Consider the following 17675-nt stretch of genomic DNA (forward strand, 5'->3'; position numbering starts at 1 on the left):
GACCCGCGGATGATAGCGTGATCAATCGTCGTCGATCAGGCGCCCGCTGCACACCCGCTAAGGTCAAAGCGACCGCTGGTGTCTTGACTAGCGAAGGAGTAAACTCGGCCAGCGTCTCGGCTGGCAGTCATGAGAGCGTACGTTTTCGAACATCCTCTCGCCGGTCCCCGATAAAGACCGTACGACGCCGCGGTGCTGCGGCTCGACCTATCCTTACGCTGCCAAGATCAGCGCATCCAACACCACCGCCCCCTGTCCGCGCGGATAGACGACCACTGGGTTCAGATCGATCTCGCGGATCGCCGGCGTCCCGAGCAATATGCGTCCCAGCGCGGTGATGATCGCCGCCACGGCGTCCACGTCGAGCGCCGCAGACCCGCGGAACCCGTCGAGCAGCGCACCGCTTTTCAGCAACCGCAATTCGGCGACGATCGCATCGTGTGTCAGGTCGGGCGCGAGCAGCCTGACGTCCTGCAGCAGTTCGGCCTGCACGCCGCCGAAGCCAACCAAGATCATCGGACCCCATTCGGGATCGCTGCGCGCGCCGACGATCAATTCCGCCCCGCGTGCACCCATTGCCTCGATCAATGCGCCGTCCAGCGAGATCGTCGCGTCATAGGCGGCGACGTTCGCGAATAGCCTGTCCCACGCGGTGTCGAGCGCCGCATCGTCGGCGATGTTCAACAGCACGCCGCCGGCATCGCTTTTGTGGCTCAGCGTGGCAGCCTGCGCCTTCAGCACGATCGGATAACCAACCTCCTCCGCCGCCGCCTTAGCCTCGCTTTTCGAAGACGCGAAGCGACTGCGCGGAAAGGGGACGCCCAGCGGTGCGAGCAATTCCTTCGCACGATATTCGGGGATGACGCCGGTCGGCAGGTCGATCGTCACCAATGCTTCGTCCGCCCTCGCGGTATCGCGCGCTGCCGCTGCCATCAGGCGGCTCAACGCGCGGAATGCGCGGTCCGGCGATGCGAAATACGGCACGCCCGCTGCGCGCAGTCCGGCGATATAGTCCGCGGGCACGGGTGCGCCATCGTCCAGCCCGGCGAAGATCACCGGCGTATCCGGCGCCAATCCGTTGACCGCATCAATGATCGGCGGGAACTTGCGCGTCGCGGTTGCCGGATCGGTCTGGATGATGCCCAGCACGACCGCAGCATAGTTTTCGTCAGCCAGCAGCGGCGCCAGTGTGCGGCGATACAGGTCCGGATCGACCAAGGCCTGCGCGGTCAGGTCCATCGGATTGGAAACAGGAATAAAATCGGGGATTGCTGCGCGCATCGCCGTAGCGGTGTCGCCGGTAATCGGCGGCAGCGACAGCCCGATCCGCTCGGCCAGATCGAGCGTCAACGCTTTGAACGCGCCGGACTCGGTCAGCACTGCCGTCCCGCCGTTTCGCACCGGCTTCGCGCGGAACGCGATGTCCAGCACATCGCCCAGTTCCTCCAGACTTTCGACCAGGACGACGCCTGCGCGTTCTACCTTGGTCTTCATCAACTGCCAGTCACCGGCCATCGCGCCGGTATGTGTCGCAGCGGATTCGCGCGCTGCACTTGACGTTCCGGGGTGCAGCAGGACGATCAGCTTGCCTGCCGCCCGCGCCGTCGCCACCAGCTTCAGGAAGCGAGCAGGCTGGCGAACTTGCTCGACGATCATCCCGATCACGCGCGTGTGCGGCGCGTCGATCAGATGTTCGACATAATCCTCGACGCCCGACGCGGCCTCATTGCCGGTCGATATCGAAATCGAAATGCCAAGATCCTTGGACATCAACGTCGTGCCCAGCACCACCGCCATCGCGCCCGATTGACTGACGATGCTGATGCCGGAATTGCCGTTTAGCCGCAACGCCGGCGTCGCGACGAAGGTCAGTGGCACGCCAGCGACATAGTTGGTCATGCCGAGACAGTTCGGGCCTTCGATCACCATTCCGCTGTCCGCCGCAATGCGCGCGATCTCGGCCTGTGCGGCAAGCCCTTCCTCGCCGCCTTCGGCGAACCCGGCGGCGAAGATGACCGCGGCACCAACGCCCCTGGTGGCTAGCGCACGCACAGTGTCCAGCACCGCTGGACCTGGGATCGCCAGCACCGCAGCATCGACGCCGTATGGCAGGTCGTCGATCGATTTCAGGCAAATGCGGCCGTCGATTGTCTCCCGCTTCGGGTTGATCAGGTGGATGTCACCGGAAAAGCCGTGCCGTTCCAAATTGTCGAGCACCGATTTACCTAGAGCGCCGGGGGTCGGGGAAGCGCCGACGATCACCACCGAACGTGGGGACAGCAAGCGGGAAAGATCCTTGAGCATCGTTCATCCTTGAATTCCCGCGCCTTAAAAAGGGCCGGGGAGCAACCGCATGACAGGGCAGGACTCCCTCCTTCCCGGAACCGGCCCGGAAAGGGGATCCGTCGATCAGCCCGAAGCCTTGTCCTTGTCGTACGCGCCCAGACCGGGCTTGTAGCTCTTCTCGTCGATGAACTGGCGGATGCCTTCCTTGCGACCATGGTTGTCGTAACTGTTGGCCGCCTCCTGCGCGCGGATCAGGTAATCCTCGGCATCGTCATAGCTCATCACCGAGACTCGGCGGACCGCGTCCTTGGTCGCCTTCAATGCGACGGGGTTCTTTGCCTGCAAGACCTTGGCGACCCCGATCACGCGATCCTTCAACTGCGCCAGCGGCAGTGCCTCGTTGACCAAGCCCCATTCGGCAGCGGTCTTGCCGTCGACATTCTCGCCCATCATGGCGTGGTACATCGCCTTGCGGAATGGCAACAGTTCGACCGCGACCTTTGTCGCGCCGCCGCCGGGCAGGATACCCCAGTTGATCTCGGACAGGCCGAACTGCGCTTCCTCTGCCGCGAATGCCAGGTCGCACCCGAACAGCGGGCCGTATCCGCCGCCGAAGCACCAGCCGTTGACCATCGCGATCGTCGGCTTCTGATACCAGCGCAGGCGCCGCCACCAGCCATAGCTTTCGCGCTGCGCCTGACGCGTTGCACCGAGGCCCCTCGACTCGGTCTCGCGGAAATACTCTTTCAAATCCATGCCAGCGGACCAGGCCGTGCCTTCGCCCGACAGGACCAGCACGCCGACATCGTCGCGAAATTCGAGCAGGTCTAGCACTTCCATCATGTCGCGGTTCAGCGTCGGCGACATACAGTTGCGCTTGTCCGGGCGGTTGAAGTTCACCCAGGCGATGCCATCGACGACATCGTAGCTCACGGTCTGGTTGCTGCTATATTCGGTCATAGGAACGTTGATCCTGTCTGTGGAAGGCAATGATTGGACGGAGATCAGATCGGATAATGGCCGGGCTGGGTCTCGATCGTGATCCAGCGCAACTCCGTGAAGGACTCGATGCCTGCCTTCCCGCCGAACCGGCCGTAGCCGGACGATTTCACGCCGCCGAAGGGCATTTGCGCCTCGTCGTGCACGGTCGGGCCGTTGATGTGACAGATGCCGGATTTAATCTGGCGCGCGACGCGCAAGCCACGCGCGGTGTCGCGGGTAAAGACCGCGGCGGACAGGCCGTATTCCGTGTCGTTGGCCAATTCGATCGCGTGAGCTTCGTCGCGCGCGCGGATGACGCCGACGACGGGGCCGAAGCTTTCGTCGCGGAACAGCTTCATGTCTGGCGTGACCTTGTCGATCACGTGCGCCGGCATCAGCACGCCGTCGCTCGCACCGCCATTTACCTGTACCGCGCCCGAAGATAGCGCATCGGCGACCAGCGACGACACGTGATCGACCGTCTTCTGATCGATCACCGCGCCCAGCGGAGTCGATCCCTGCCGCGGATCGCCGACCGGCATGGTGCTGACTTTGGCCGCGAACTTCTCGACAAAGGCATTGGCGATACTGTCGACCACGATGATCCGTTCGGTCGACATGCAGATCTGGCCCGAATTCATGAATGCGCCGAACGCCGCGGCCTTCACCGCTTCGTTCAGATCGGCATCGTCCAGCACGATCAGTGGCGCCTTGCCACCCAGTTCGAGCAGCACCGGCTTAAGGTGCCCGGCGGCACGCTGGGCGATAATGCGACCGACGTGCGTAGATCCGGTGAAGTTGATCCGCTTGATTTCCGGGTGGTCGATCAGCGCGCTGACGATCTCGCCGGCATCGGCGGGAGCGTTGGTGACGATGCTCACGGCACCTTCCGGCAATCCGGCCTCCGCGAAGGCTTCGGCTATCAGCGAGTGAGTGCGCGGGCATTGCTCGCTCGCCTTCAGCACGACGGTGTTGCCGCAGGCGAGCGGCACGGCGATTGCGCGCACGCCAAGAATGATCGGGGCATTCCAAGGTGCGATACCCAGCAGAACGCCAACCGGTTCGCGCAGCGCCATCGCAATGCAGCCGGGCTTGTCGGAGGGAATAACCTCGCCCGCGATCTGCGTCGTTAGCGACGCCGCCTCGCGTACCATGCCGACCGCAAGCATCAGGTTGAAGCGCACCCAACCCTCGGTCGCGCCAGTCTCGCCCATCATCGCATCCACGAACTGATCTGCCTTTGCCGCCAACGCGTCCGCGGCCTTAGTGAGCGCAGCCCGACGCACATTGGGACCCAGCGCTGACCAAATGGAGAATGCGGCGGCGGCAGCATCGACTGCGGCATTGGCGTCGGCGACCGTTGCGGCGCGGGCGGTGGTGGCGACCAGGCCGGTGACGGGGTTCAGGCGGTCGAATGTCGTACTGCTGCCGACATTGCTACGTGGTTCTACCAAAATGACCATAGTTCCTCTCCGAATTGGTGTTGTATAACATAGCTAATAAGCCGAATGTGCAACCCGGTAGTTGTTTAGAAAAACAATATCGGACTCGACCGGAATGTCGGATGTTAAGCTGCCCCGCATCGACATCAAGTCGAATACAGCTACGGTCGATCTCAACGCATCAGAAGCAAATCGCTGGGCAGTCCGTACTCCGCCGCAAACAATATTACCGCCAGTTTTAGGGCGAGAGCCGATCCACCTCGGCCTATCCCGATGATGAACCCCGTGATGCTCACCTAATCTTATCAAAATTTGATTACGCCTATCCCGTTTTCGATAGCGATATGCGTGCCGAACGGCTTTGAATACTCAATGATCTCAGCCAGGATTTTCGCCGCCACCGTGGGTGTCGGAACGCGGGGGATACCCACCTGTGATCCAGGACGAGGCGTCTGCCCAAGATCGACCGGATGGAGCCGCACTTCAACCAGCCGCCCATGATCGAAGCGCGTCTCGGCGAGGATCGCTTCCAAATTGGCTTTGAGCTGCCAAAAGCCCTGTACTTCATGTTCGCCGACGATGGCGTTCTCGTCGGCCACGGCGGATTTGCCGCGTTCGTCGCCCACCGACAAACCCCCACCCCGCCGCCGTCGCTCGACCCGGTCCTCGACGCCAGGCACACTCGGCAGCTTGCCTTTGCTTTCGGGCATGATCGCCGACTGGAAAATGAAGTTGGACAAGCCATAGAAGATTGGCTTGCCCTTGTAGATTTCGATTCCCTTGATCGTGTGTACGCCTTGCGCGGCAAAGACATCGACGCCTTGATCGATCGCGTCATGGGCAAACGCGATTTCGAAGTCGGCAGGAAAATGGTCGTGAGAATAGGCCTGGAAATCGTACCGGTTCTGATGCCAGTGCGCGTTCAGGATCAGAAGGTCTGAAGCCTGCTTTGCGGTGCGGACCTGAACGAGGATGTCCTTGAGGTCCTTGGTATCCATGTCGAAGCTGTGTTCACCAGGCCGGTCCATCAGGCGGAATCGCGTACCGAATGCTTCGAGGTCGCCGCTTCCGACGACACCGGCAATGCTGCGCAGCACCGCCATCTGCGCGGCGGTTACGCCGTGAAACAGGGTCAGATGGAGCGAGTTCTTATAAGCGTCCTGCGGGCCGGGGGCGACCTCGCGATACGCGGCCTCTGCTGCGGAGGGAGGAGCCGTTTCACCTTCTACGCCGGGTAGACGGAAGGTTACACCGAACACCGACACGCTGCCCTCCGGCTCGGCGGGAGGGTTGCGGGCAGGTACGTCCACCTCGTTACGCCGCGCCAGAATTGAGTCGCGGATTCCACGAACGGCCGTGAGCTGGGCCGGGGTAACGCGGACGATCTGGCCACCGCCGCAGCACATGTCCAACCCGCCATCGGCCGATACACCGATCTCGCCCACCAGTCCCTTAGGGGTCGCGAAGTAGCGCGCCATGCGGGCTTCGGGGAGGCTACGGGCGACGCCCGTATGGATGATGCCGACGCGCTCGACCTGATGAAAGTTCTCCCAGATGCCGGGAGCGCGGTTCGACTTGTTGTTGGCGCGGCTGACCATGTCGATGCCCATGAGCGCCCAATCGTCGGCCACTTCCTTGGTCGCAAGATTGCCGCCGGCATGCCCGAAATTATCGAAATCCATGATCTCGTTCTCGAAATCGCCGACGGCAACATCGGCTTTCCGCAAAACGTCCAATAGCGATTGGGTTCGCGGATCGGCGGTATTCGCGAAGGGCTGGAATTGTAGCAGATCGCCAACGGCGGCCACTGTGAATGGCGCTTCGATCTTGAGTGCCAGCTCCTGCTTTTGATCGGGATGAGTCGGGACGCCGCGGCCCGGATCGGCGACTTTCGCACCGTAGCCGACGTTCGTCGCAACGCGCTGCGCCTGCGCATTGCCTGCCCCCAGCAAAGCGGCGGCCGTGAGCATCAGCGCGCAGCGGCGCGACTGCAAATACCGGGTCGTCTTCATGGCATTCCTCCAAACAAGATTGGGGTGTTGGCAACGAAAGGTGGCAGCATCATTTCAGCTTGCCGTCGCGCTTTTCCGAGCCCAACGGCAACGGCCGATCCCGGAAAGCTTTCTGCTTTGATCTTGCGAGCAACAGCGTAGCGGCCACGCTGATGACCGCTGCGAACGACAGCCAGACACCGGGCATCGCGGGATTGCCGGAACGGGCGATCAGGTAGGTCGAGAGGGCCGGCGTGAAGCCGCCGAAAATCGCCGTCGCCAAGCTGTAGGCTAGCGAAAATCCGGCGGTGCGCGCGCGCGCCGGCATAACCTCGGCGAGGTGGACGACCATCGCGCCATTATATGCGGCGTAGACCAGGGCGAGCCATAGTTCGACACCAAGCAGTCGACCGAAGCTGGGATCACTCGTCAGCCAGGCGAGCGCTGGATAGCCGGTCATTATGGCCAGCAGTGCCGAGCCAATCAGCAGCGGCGTACGCCCGATGCGATCCGACAATGCCCCCATCGTCGGCAGCATCGCAAAGTTGAGAAGCCCGACGCACAAGGTAACGGTCATCGCGCTTGGCGCCGACAATTTCAACACGCTGTTCCCGTAGGTCGGCGTGTAGGCGGTGATCATGTAGAAGAAGACGGTCGTCATGACCGCCATCAAGGCACCGAGCGTAATGACGCCTGCATGGTCTGCGACCGTCGCGAGTATCGCCTTCATGTCGGGACGGCTTTCCTCCAATGCGCTCACATCTTCCTGCAGCATACCGCGGATGACGAACAGGAAGGGAAGCAGCGCAGATCCGATGAAGAAGGGTATCCGCCAGCCCCAGGACGCGATCTCCGTCGGCGGCAGCATATAGCTCAGCGCCAATCCGATCAGCGCGGCGAACACCACGGCGACCTGTTGAGACGCGGATTGCCATGCCACGTAGAAGCCACGGTTGTTCGGCGACGCCAGTTCCGCCAGGTACACCGATACCCCGCCGACCTCTACGCCCGCAGACAGCCCCTGGATGAGACGTCCCGCCAGGATGAGCAGCGGCGCGAATATGCCAATTTGCTCATAGGACGGCATGCAGGCGATCGACAAAGTGCCGACGCCCATCAGGGCCAGCGTCAGCAGAAGTCCGCGCCGCCGCCCATGCCGATCCATATACGCTCCGAGAACCAATGCGCCGACCGGGCGCATCAGGAAGCCCGCCCCGAAGGTCATCAGCGAAAGGAGGATTGACGCGGATTCGTTCTGTGCCGGAAAGAACGTCGCGCCGATCGCCTTGGCGTAATAGCCAAAGACCATGAAATCATACATTTCCAGGAAGTTGCCGCTGGAGACGATGAATATCGACTTCAGTGGGCTAGCCTTGGCGCTGCTCGGTCGGGTCATCCGCTTTACTCTTGGCAAGGAAAATTGGGGTTCCGGCGGCCTGCAGTCGATCAGAACCGTTCTCCGGCCACGGCTTGACCATGTGCGCGGCTTGATCACACAGATTGACGGCCGTCGGCAGAAGGGACGAAGCGCTAGTGATCGCGTCGAAGACAAAGTTCATCTACGACGACCTGTCGGGGCGGGGCGGACCTGCTCTCGCGCTTCGGCGAGAACGCTGCTCAGTCCGCAGCAAAACCGCCATTACAGTAACATGAAGTAGCGCAGGAACAGCACCTCGGGGTGCCGCTCGCCAATGCCGACGAACACGTGCTTGGACAACCACTCATACTTGCCCAGCGGCGCTTCGAAGCGGGTATATGTCCGTAGATAGTAGCCGTTGGGATCGGCCACTGCGCGCTTGGCGTCGAGCACCGCCAACGTTTCCGGCGGCGCGTGGCGGTATCCGGTATTGATGATGTTGATATAGACGCCATCGTCCGTCTCGAAGGTATAGCGCGCGTCGACGATACCGACACCATCGGGGCGCAGCAGAGGCCAGTCACCACCGCCGGGAAGGATCTTTCCGCGCAATTTCGGCCCCTCGAAGTCGCCGCCCAGAATTTCCAGCATCTTGCGGTCACCGGATCCGCCGACGTTCCCCAGCACCCGGAGTTTTGGGTTCACCAGCACACGGGTCTGCATGACGAACTCGAACCCAGGCTCACTGACTCGGGTGGGTTGGATATCGGGCGTAAGGTCAATAGGCATGACAGATCCTTCAGTACCAAGGATGGTTTAGGAGACGGCGTTTTCGGCGCGTTCGATATCGTGGGCGACGTACCGCGCGCCGAAGGCATAGAGCAGGCAGGCCAGCAGCGCGCCGGCCGCCGGGATCAGGAGCGCGTAGCGCAACGCAGCCTCGCCATGGCTGGCATGCAGCGCATCGCTGGTCGCGCCGATCGCCAGTGCGCCAAGGCCCATGCCGAACAGCTGCGTAAGTGACACGAAGAGCGCGGCCGCAAGCGCTCGACTCCGGATCGGCGAGACCGTCTGTACCAACGAGAAGACCGGCCCGAGTTGCGCCCCGATGGTCATGTTGACCAATCCGAGGCAGACGATGGCGACTGCAAGGCTTGGCGCAAAGAGGAAGGCGAGGAGTGCCAGCCCCGATACACCGCAGATGCAGGCCGGAAACAGCATGAACCACCGCTGCCCGTAGCGACGGACGCACCAGGTAGCGATCGACCCACCGGCAACCGCGCCCGTCACGCTCAGGCCGGCGCGCAGGAGGGCGATGGTCGTCCCGACGGATGCGGTATCCAACGCATAGATGCGGCGAAGATAGCTCGGGCTCCAGACCTGGATTCCGAAGATGTTGAGGCCCATCGCCATGCTGGCCAGTACCGCGATCACGAAACTGGGTCGCTGCGCCAATTCGGCCAGTGCCACACCAATCGGGGGAACCGCCAGGCGGTCGACGGTCTCTTCTCGCGCCGGCTCCTTAAGCGTCAAGTGCATGACCACGGCAAGGACGATGCCGGGCAGGCCCGCGACGAAGAACGCGGCCCGCCAACCCCAGATGTGGCTGACCCAGCCGCCAACGAGAAAGGCTAGGATCACCCCGATCTCACCCCCCGAACCCATGATGGAAAACGCGCGTGGACGTTCGGCTTTCTCGAAATTGCTGGACAACAGCGCGTGAGCGGGACCGGTCAGGCACGCCTCGCCGACGCCGACGCCCATGCGGGCAATCGCGAGCAGGATCGCGCTCGTCGCAAGCCCGCTGAGGCCGGTCATCACGCTCCACATCAGAAGTCCGGCGGTCAGGACGGTCACCCGGCGGGAGGTATCCGCCAGGCGCGCAAGCGGGATACCCAGCAGTGTCTGGAACGCGGTGAAACCGAACCCGGTGATCAAGCCCATGATCGTGTCGGACAGCTGATACTCGTGCTTGATCGGATCAAGCAGCAAGTTGATGACGTTTCGGTCGGCGTAGCCCAAGGCATAGACGGCGGTGAGCAACGCAAGTGTGTAACGCGCGTCGCGAGGGGCAACGCTCATGCTGATGTCTCCAGATGGACGGGGCGTGCTTGAAGGAAGCGAAACCGCTCTCTCCTATCCACCACGGCTGTCATCTGCCTTCTCCTTGATAAGCTTTCGAGAATGACGAACGCGGTCGATGCGGTCGCCGCTACTGAAGTCAAACATTGGCGTTGACCACATTCGCGAAATCGCACCCTGTTTGCAGGGTCAGACATGGGGTTGCCCCATCGAAGTCTGGCTCGATGGCCTTAGAGTTCCGCAGGAGGAGTGGCGCCAGTCCGAGCGTACCAATGGAGTTGTCACCGCAAGTGCTCCAATGAGTACGACTGTGGTCATTGCACGCCCCTCCGCCTGCAACTTCAGTACCGAACCCGCGCACCGAAGCGGAATCGTCTACCGGCAACATCGTAATAGCTGGCAGCGGTTCCACGATTGAAATACTGATACGGAATTTCGCTTGGCGGATCAGTGTTGAAGACGTTGTCGATACCACCGAAGAACTGAAACTGTCCCCGGGTCGATGTCGGCACCGTCCACTCGGCCGAAAGGTTCAGATAGGCAATGGCCGGAACCTTGTTGGGTCCCACTAACTTCCCCGCCGGGGCGAATTTATCGAGGACGGAACTGCCGGTATACCGGATATTCGCCAGGATGTTCAAATGGTTCACGTTGTAGTTGACATTGGCAGACCCCGTCCAATGCGGCGTGTCATCGCCGGGGAAAAAGAATCCTCCGCTGATTTCACCGGCACGATTGAAGGTTCCGAGGGCGTCACTTGTAGTGAACTTATCGACGTAGGTGGCATAGGTGCTCAGGTCAAACCGACCCCCTAAAGCCCAAAAACCGTAAGCCAATTCAAAGTCCAACCCGCTCGTGCGAATGCTGTTCAGATTCGCTGGCGAACTGTCGATAAGCGGAACACCGTTGACGACGCTGATTCGTGAACAATAGTCCGCCAGACCTTGCTGTTGACAGCCGTTGATGAGCGCTTGCGAGGCCACCGTCGCGATCGCTCCCCGCAACCGAATGTCGTAATAGTCGACACTGAAACGGAAACCGCGCAGAAAGGTAGGCGAGAGGACAAATCCGAAGCTCAGCGTGTCGGCCCGCTCCGGTTTCAGGTTCGGATTGCCGGTCGTCCTAGTATTCGCCAACGTCGAAACGCCGTTGTAGATGACGGCGTTCTGGGACGTCGTAAGCGGCTGGAAAAGCTCGGACAGGTTCGGTGCCCGGATGTCGCGCGAGCGCGTGCCACGGAAACGTAGGCTGTCGTTCACTTCCCAGGTCAGACCGCCCTTCCATGTGGTGACGTTGCCCGCCTGCGAGTAGTGCGTCTGTCGTACGGCACCGTTCGCCTCGAGGCTTTGAAAGAATGGGACGTCCCGCAGAAGGGGAACACCGACTTCGCCATAGCCTTCGTAAACGGTGGTGGATCCGGCGATCGGTTGGGTGTTCCCGAGATTGAACGCGCGTGCCAACGAGCCCGCATCGACAGTGACGTCCTGACTGTCGCGCCGATACTCGGCTCCGACCGCTACCGACACCTCACCCGCCCAGGTCGCGAACGGACTGCCAGCGATGTTGGCAGCCGCCGAAGTTCGCTCGGTGATTTGACTGACGTGCTGCGTGCCGACAAGCCAGGCTTGTTGGGCGGCCGTCAGGGACGGATTTTCGCCAAAGATGTTGAATGGGGCGCATCCGGGCGATGTTACCGTCACCTGATTGACGCGGCAGACAATTTGCCCAGCTGAATTGGTCACCGCATCGATGGCGTTCAGGAATCGGCGGGTTCCGGCGGGATCACCGGGCAGGGCGCCATCGATCCGCGTGGTCAAGTCGTAGTCGATCTTGTTACGACCGTAGCCAACATAGGCGTCGTACTTCCAGCCGCCTCCCAGCGCACCGTCTACTCCAACGCTGCCGCGCCACAAGGTGTTGTTGTCGGAATAGACATAAGGACCGAGATCGCGGGAGATTCGACCCACGGTAATGGTGCTGACGCCGGCCGTTGCCATCTGCGCTCGCACCGACTGCGGCAGAAACGCGTTGTCGCTCCGGATCGAGAGTGCGGCGTCGCGAGCGTACAGGAGCGTGTGAGGAGCGCCTGAATTGGCGTAGTTGACCGTCGCATGCAGGTTGAACGCGGGACTGAACTCATAGTCTACGCGGGCAAGTGCGGTGTACCGCTTGTAAGGCATGGAAATTTGCGCTGCGTCGTAATTGAAGCTGCGCGGATTTCCGCCACCTTGCTGGGTAGTGGATGAGGCATTGCCGAAGGTGTTACCATAGGTAAAGCTGTACGGCACGCTGCCTGGGCCAAACGCAGTGCCGCGAAGCGGGCCGCTGTTGATGATGCCGCCGTAAGTCTGATTGTTGATCTGGAGGTCGTTCACCAAATATTGAACGCCATTGGCACCGGCCACGATTCCGCCGGCGCGGCGCGACCAGTCGCGGGCCTCCAGAGTGCCTATCCCGGCGCTTTCCGCATAGTCGCCACCGAGCAACACATGCCCGCCCGTACCGAAGTTAAAGCCGCCGATAATACCGGCGCGATATGTCTGGTTATCGCCATACTGGGTGACGCCGGTTTGTCCTTCCGCCTGAAGACCGACGAACTTCTTCTTGAGGATGAGATTGACCACGCCAGCCACCGCATCGGAACCGTACGCAGCCGATGCCCCCCCCGTAACGACTTCGACGCGATCGAGCATGATCGACGGAATGATGTTGAGATCAAGGGTGCCGGTCGTAGTCGTAGGCACGACTCGTTCGCTATCGATGAGCACAAGCGTGCGCGTAACGCCGAGACCGCGAAGGTTGACGAAGTTGCCGCCAGCCCCACCGCGGAAAGACGTGGCGGTTGACGTAGAGGACGTTGCCGACGAACGGACCGCCGGAATTTGATTGATGAATTCAGCGACATTGGACTGCCCTTGCCGCTCAAGCAGGGCCGAACCAAGGACGGTGGTCGGCGATGGTGCGGTGAAGCCTGTCGTTGAAAGGCGCGAACCGGTAACGACGATATCGTCAGTACTGGCCGAGGAATCAGCGGTTGCGACATCGGCCGTGCTCGTTGCGGGCGCCTGCGCGGGCGGCAAGGTGCCGGGAACAGCGGCTGGGCTTTGAAGCGCAGGCTGTGCCGGTGCATTTTGCGCCTGGGCCTGGGCCTGGGCCTGGGCCATCATGGCTGTGGCGATCACAATCGCGCTGGCTGTGCGCTGAAGGGCTGCCGCGCCGAAAATCTTCATTGTGTGCTTCATGCTCTCGTCTCCTCGCTGTCGCGGCTCTTCTGGCTCGTTGACGTGATTTTGCCGTTTGAGTGACAAGTGTCAACCTTCAATTTATGTCATTCAACCGGTTGCGCTTATTTAAATGACAGGTTACGGTTATTAACACTCAAGCTCTGTCATCCATCCGACGGGGAAATTGGAGAGGCGTGAGGTTTGGGATTGGAGGGCGTTGCCGTGTTGCTCGATCATCGTTGCAGGCTGTTCCGCGCCTTCTGAACCCTGTCGGGCGCACCCGGCAAGTTGCCTGAGAACAATGTTCATTCCCAATAGCTGAACGGCTTGCAACGCCGGTGGAGGATCATGCAGAATTACAAAACGCCCTTTCTCTGGATCGACGGCGAGCGGCTGGGTCCGGATCATCGTGCCACGATGCCGGTAGTGAACCCTTCGACGGGGGAGACGCTCGCCAAGCTGCCGCTGGCCGATGCGGAGGACCTCGACCGAGCCGTTGCCGCGGCGCAGCGAGGTTTTCATATCTGGCGCGCAACGTCCGCGTATGATCGGGCCAAGATCCTCCGGCGGGCCGCCGAACTTCTGCGCGAGCGCAGTGATGAGATCGCAGTTCAGATGACCCTGGAGCAGGGAAAGCCGCTCCACGAGGCCAAAGGCGAGATCGCCGGCACGCCCGACTTCCTGGACTGGGACGCGGACGAAGGGCGGCGCATCTACGGGCGCCTGATCCCGTCGCGCGTACCCCATCAGCGACAGATGGTGATGAAGACGCCGATCGGTCCGGTCGCGACCTTCACGCCGTGGAATTATCCGTTCATGATTCCGGTGCGCAAGATCTCGTCTGTCTTGGCCGCAGGCTGTTCGTGTATCATCAAGCCCGCCGAGGAAACGCCAAACTCGACGCTTGCGATCGCGGAGGCATTTGAGGATGCAGGCTTGCCGAAGGGCGTGCTCCAGGTGGTATTCGGCGTACCCGCCCAGGTTTCTCAGCACCTGCTGACGCACGCCGGGGTCAAGGGCTTTGCCTTCACTGGATCGACCGCGATCGGGGCCGATCTGGCGAGTCTTGCCGCACGGCAGGTCAAGCGATCGGTCATGGAACTCGGCGGTCATGCGCCGATCCTGATCTTCGACGATGCGGATATCGAGGATGTTGCGCAGCTGACCTACGCGCGCAAGTTCCGCAACGGCGGGCAGGGGTGCATTTCGCCGTCTCGGTTCTATGTGCAGGCGCGTAGCTACGACCGGTTCTGCGACCGGGTGGCCGAACTGGTCGGATCGATCAAGGTCGGCGACGGCTTTGCACCGGATACGCAGATGGGGCCGTTGGCGCATGAGCGCCGCGTGCCGTGGATCGAGGCGCTGATCGCCGACGCGGTGAGCAAGGGCGCCCGGCTGCTGTGCGGTGGAAAGCGTGTCGGTGAGATCGGCCACTTTATCACGCCGGCGGTCCTGGCCGACGTGCCTGATGATGCAAGGGTGATGCATGAGGAGCCATTCGGGCCGTTGATCGCCTTGAACAGCTTCACCGACACCGACGATGCGATCGCCAAGGCCAACGCCACCGAGTTCGGCCTCTCGGCCTATTGCTTCACCCGCGACAACGCGACCGCCATCCGCGTCGCCGATGAGATCGAGGCGGGCATGATCGGCATCAACAGCTTTGCGGTAGGCGCGCCTACCTCCATCGCTTCGCCCGAAACGCCGTTTGGGGGCATGAAGGCGTCGGGCTATGGTTCAGAGGGGGGCATCGAGGGTCTCGAACCCTATCTCGACACCAAGTTCGTCAGCCAGTTCTAGGGAGTAAGAGCCGGTGCGGATAGACGTTCACGGACACTATACGGCGCGACCCTTTTACGAGGCGCTGGAAGCCTTGCCGGGTGTGACGGTGGAGAGGCGCCCCGCCGGGGTTCACTTCCTGAAGCGCAACGGGTCGAACTGGCTGCCGTTCTGGGATCGGATGTTCGATCCCGACGATCTGTTGCGCGATATGGACGCCAAGCAGATCGACCGGCGCATCCTGTCGCTCTCGACCCCCAGTGTCTATGAATTTTCACCGGAAGTTCGCATCGCGCTGTGTCGGGCGGAGAACGACCGGATCATCGCGCGGATTGCCGCCGATCCCGATCGGTTGAGCGCGGTTATCACTCTTCCGCTGCCCGACGTCGAAGCTGCCTTGGCGGAGCTGGAGCGGGTGCGGACGGCGCCTGGCGTCGTAGGGCTTTCGCTCGGTTCCAATCTCGATGGCGTCCCTCTTAGCGATATCCGCCTGGAACCGCTCTGGGCGCGACTGAACGAGCTTCGTTTTCCGGTCGTCGAACACCCGATGGTCCCGACCTTCGCTGGCGCGATGGACGAGTTCGCCTTGGGTGTAAGGGTGGGCTTTCTCTACGACACCAGCCTGGCCATGGCACGTCTGATCTATGCTGGCGTCTTTGAGCGTTATCCGGACTTCCCGTTCGTGGTCGCGCATACCGGTGCGGCTTTTGTCGACCTGCTCGAACGACTCGACAACGGATATCGGAACTATGCCGATTGTCGCGCGCACATCACCCAGCTGCCCAGTAGTTTCGCCAAGCGTTTCTGGTACGATACATGCTCCTTCTACCCGCCGTTCATCGAGATGGTGGGCGGGATCGTCGGTTGGGACCGCATATTGTTCGGGACCGATTATCCGTTTGTCGACCTGGGTGCCGAGCACGTCGCGGGGTTGAACATCGATGATGCCACCCGCGCTGCGGTGCTGGGCGGCAATGCGCAAAAGCTTTGGGCGTTCTAGGCACAAGAGGAGGTCGTTATGGCCACACTGTTTCCCAATGAGTTCGTCTATTCCGGTTTCATGAAGCCGAATCGGTTCGAAGGAGACATCTTCGAGCTGGAGGTCGAGGGCGAGGTCCCGGCCCATCTCGATGGTACCTTCTACCGCGTCGGTCCCGATCCTGCGTTTCCCGCCAAATCAGGCAAGGACATCGCCTTCAACGGCGACGGCATGGTCACCACCTTCACGTTTCGCGACGGCCATGTCGACTTCAAGTCGAAATACGCGTTGACCGATAAGCTTAAGCTGGAGCGTGCGGCACGCCGTTCTCTGTTCGGCGCCTACCGCAATCCCTTCGACGACGATCCTTCCGTCCAGGGTCAGATCCGTGGGACCGCCAACACCGGTATCCAGCTGCACGGCGGTCGCCTGCTTGCAATGAAGGAGGACAGTCCGCCATTGGAGATGGACCCGATCACCCTCGATACGGTCGGCTACACCAATTTCAGCGGCAAGCTGATGTCGAAGACGTTTACCGCGCATCCCAAAGTCGACCCGAAGACGGGCGAGATGTTCGCGATAGGCTATGCCGCCAAGGGCGAAGCGACGCGCGACCTTGCCTATTATGTCATCAGTCCGGATGGCGAGATCATCCACGAGGCGTGGCTGGAGGCACCATATTCGGGAATGATCCACGAATTCGTCATCGGCGAGGATTATGTCGCCTTTCCGCTGACCGCGGTAACCAGCGACATCGAGCGGCTCAAGAAGATGGACGTCCACTTCCGCTTCGACCCGTCGAAGGACAGCTATGTCGGCGTTTTGCCGCGTTATGGCCGCGGCGACGAGGTGCGCTGGTTCAGCGGGCCGAACCGCTTCGCCCAGCATTTCGCCAACGGCTTTCAGGAAGGCCGGCGGCTGCATTTGGATGCGCCAGTCGCGCACGGCAATGCCTTTCCCTTCTTTCCCGACATCAATGGCGCACCGTTCGATGAGGAGAAGTCGCTGTGCCGGCTGACCCGCTGGACCGTCGATCTGGATGACAATGAGAGCAAGATCGTCGAGACGGTGCTGTCGCCGGCCACCGGCGAGTTCCCGATCGTCGACGACCGCTGGCAGGGGCGGGCGTATCGTACCCACTTCATGATGGTACAGACGCCGGGGCAGGCCTTCGCGCAGGGCAAGAAGATGATCTTCCGGACCATCGCGAAGATCGACGTGACCAACGGCGAAACCATCTATCACACCGGCCCGGACGAGGTGATCTTTCAAGAGCCGATCTTCATCCCGCGGTCGCCAGCGGCGCCTGAAGCCGATGGCTATCTTGCCTTCCTCATCACTCACATCACGGGGCAGCAACTCTCCGAGCTGTGGCTGGTCGATACCGCGGACTTCGCAGCGCCGCCCATCGCGAAGGTCAAGCTGCCGATTCGGCTGCGTCCCGGCCTGCATGGCGAGTGGTATGAGCGCTCGTTCATCGAACAGCAGGTCCGGATTGGCCGGGCTCGCGCTGGTGAGCGCTAGCGGGATAGCCGTGCTTGAGCCATCGCGTAT

The 17675-nt window shown here is 61.6% G+C and carries 12 protein-coding genes; 3 read left to right on the plus strand and 9 right to left on the minus strand.

All coding sequences use genetic code 11. The annotated features are described in order from the left end of the window. Positions 1-213 precede the first annotated feature (213 nt). From ASE49_RS11755 to ASE49_RS11790, 9 genes are all read right to left on the minus strand, one after another. Complete coding sequence (locus ASE49_RS11755; protein ID WP_056772454.1) at positions 214-2304, minus strand: acetate--CoA ligase family protein; 2091 nt, start codon at positions 2302-2304, stop codon at positions 214-216. 105 nt (positions 2305-2409) lie between these two features. Beyond that, entirely contained in the window at positions 2410-3246 is an 837-nt protein-coding gene (locus ASE49_RS11760; RefSeq protein ID WP_056772457.1) for a p-hydroxycinnamoyl CoA hydratase/lyase, read from the minus strand. Between the two features lie 44 nt (positions 3247-3290). Next, positions 3291-4730, minus strand: coding sequence for an aldehyde dehydrogenase (locus ASE49_RS11765; protein WP_056772460.1), 1440 nt, complete (start codon positions 4728-4730; stop codon positions 3291-3293). Between the two features lie 284 nt (positions 4731-5014). After that, complete coding sequence (locus ASE49_RS11770) at positions 5015-6721, minus strand: CapA family protein (protein ID WP_056772463.1); 1707 nt, start codon at positions 6719-6721, stop codon at positions 5015-5017. Positions 6722-6770: 49 nt separating this feature from the next. Continuing rightward, entirely contained in the window at positions 6771-8096 is a 1326-nt protein-coding gene (locus ASE49_RS11775; RefSeq protein WP_056772465.1) for an MFS transporter, read from the minus strand. Next, positions 8068-8259, minus strand: coding sequence for a hypothetical protein (locus tag ASE49_RS18265; RefSeq protein WP_156370289.1), 192 nt, complete (start codon positions 8257-8259; stop codon positions 8068-8070). The genes ASE49_RS11775 and ASE49_RS18265 overlap by 29 nt, the downstream gene beginning before the upstream one ends. A gap of 80 nt (positions 8260-8339) precedes the next feature. Beyond that, positions 8340-8846, minus strand: a complete 507-nt coding sequence (locus tag ASE49_RS11780; protein ID WP_082456438.1) for a DUF3237 domain-containing protein — start codon at positions 8844-8846, stop codon at positions 8340-8342. Positions 8847-8873: 27 nt separating this feature from the next. Beyond that, complete coding sequence (locus ASE49_RS11785) at positions 8874-10100, minus strand: spinster family MFS transporter (RefSeq protein ID WP_162234245.1); 1227 nt, start codon at positions 10098-10100, stop codon at positions 8874-8876. Positions 10101-10480: 380 nt separating this feature from the next. Next, positions 10481-13381, minus strand: a complete 2901-nt coding sequence (locus ASE49_RS11790; RefSeq protein WP_082456439.1) for a TonB-dependent receptor domain-containing protein — start codon at positions 13379-13381, stop codon at positions 10481-10483. Positions 13382-13711: 330 nt separating this feature from the next. Between ASE49_RS11790 and ASE49_RS11795 the strand changes: the two genes are divergently transcribed. From ASE49_RS11795 to ASE49_RS11805, 3 genes are read left to right on the plus strand one after another with little or no spacing between them, the layout of a single operon-like run. After that, positions 13712-15163 carry an NAD-dependent succinate-semialdehyde dehydrogenase gene (locus ASE49_RS11795; RefSeq protein ID WP_082456440.1) on the plus strand — a complete coding sequence of 484 codons (1452 nt, stop codon included), beginning with the start codon at positions 13712-13714 and terminating at the stop codon, positions 15161-15163. A 13-nt stretch (positions 15164-15176) separates the two neighbouring features. Next, entirely contained in the window at positions 15177-16142 is a 966-nt protein-coding gene (locus ASE49_RS11800; protein ID WP_082456441.1) for an amidohydrolase family protein, read from the plus strand. Positions 16143-16160: 18 nt separating this feature from the next. Then, on the plus strand, positions 16161-17645 hold the full coding sequence (locus ASE49_RS11805) for a carotenoid oxygenase family protein (protein WP_082456442.1): 1485 nt from the start codon (positions 16161-16163) through the stop codon (positions 17643-17645). Positions 17646-17675: the final 30 nt, after the last annotated feature.

The sequence above is a fragment of the Novosphingobium sp. Leaf2 genome (assembly GCF_001421325.1).
Lineage (GTDB): Bacteria > Pseudomonadota > Alphaproteobacteria > Sphingomonadales > Sphingomonadaceae > Novosphingobium.

Coding starts and splice junctions, on each gene's coding strand:
- ASE49_RS11755 (WP_056772454.1), bottom strand. CDS start 2,304: ATGCTCAAGGATCTTTCCCGCTTGCTGTCCCCACGTTCGGTGGTGATC.
- ASE49_RS11760 (WP_056772457.1), bottom strand. CDS start 3,246: ATGACCGAATATAGCAGCAACCAGACCGTGAGCTACGATGTCGTCGAT.
- ASE49_RS11765 (WP_056772460.1), bottom strand. CDS start 4,730: ATGGTCATTTTGGTAGAACCACGTAGCAATGTCGGCAGCAGTACGACA.
- ASE49_RS11770 (WP_056772463.1), bottom strand. CDS start 6,721: ATGAAGACGACCCGGTATTTGCAGTCGCGCCGCTGCGCGCTGATGCTC.
- ASE49_RS11775 (WP_056772465.1), bottom strand. CDS start 8,096: ATGACCCGACCGAGCAGCGCCAAGGCTAGCCCACTGAAGTCGATATTC.
- ASE49_RS18265 (WP_156370289.1), bottom strand. CDS start 8,259: ATGAACTTTGTCTTCGACGCGATCACTAGCGCTTCGTCCCTTCTGCCG.
- ASE49_RS11780 (WP_082456438.1), bottom strand. CDS start 8,846: ATGCCTATTGACCTTACGCCCGATATCCAACCCACCCGAGTCAGTGAG.
- ASE49_RS11790 (WP_082456439.1), bottom strand. CDS start 13,381: ATGAAGCACACAATGAAGATTTTCGGCGCGGCAGCCCTTCAGCGCACA.
- ASE49_RS11795 (WP_082456440.1), top strand. CDS start 13,712: ATGCAGAATTACAAAACGCCCTTTCTCTGGATCGACGGCGAGCGGCTG.
- ASE49_RS11805 (WP_082456442.1), top strand. CDS start 16,161: ATGGCCACACTGTTTCCCAATGAGTTCGTCTATTCCGGTTTCATGAAG.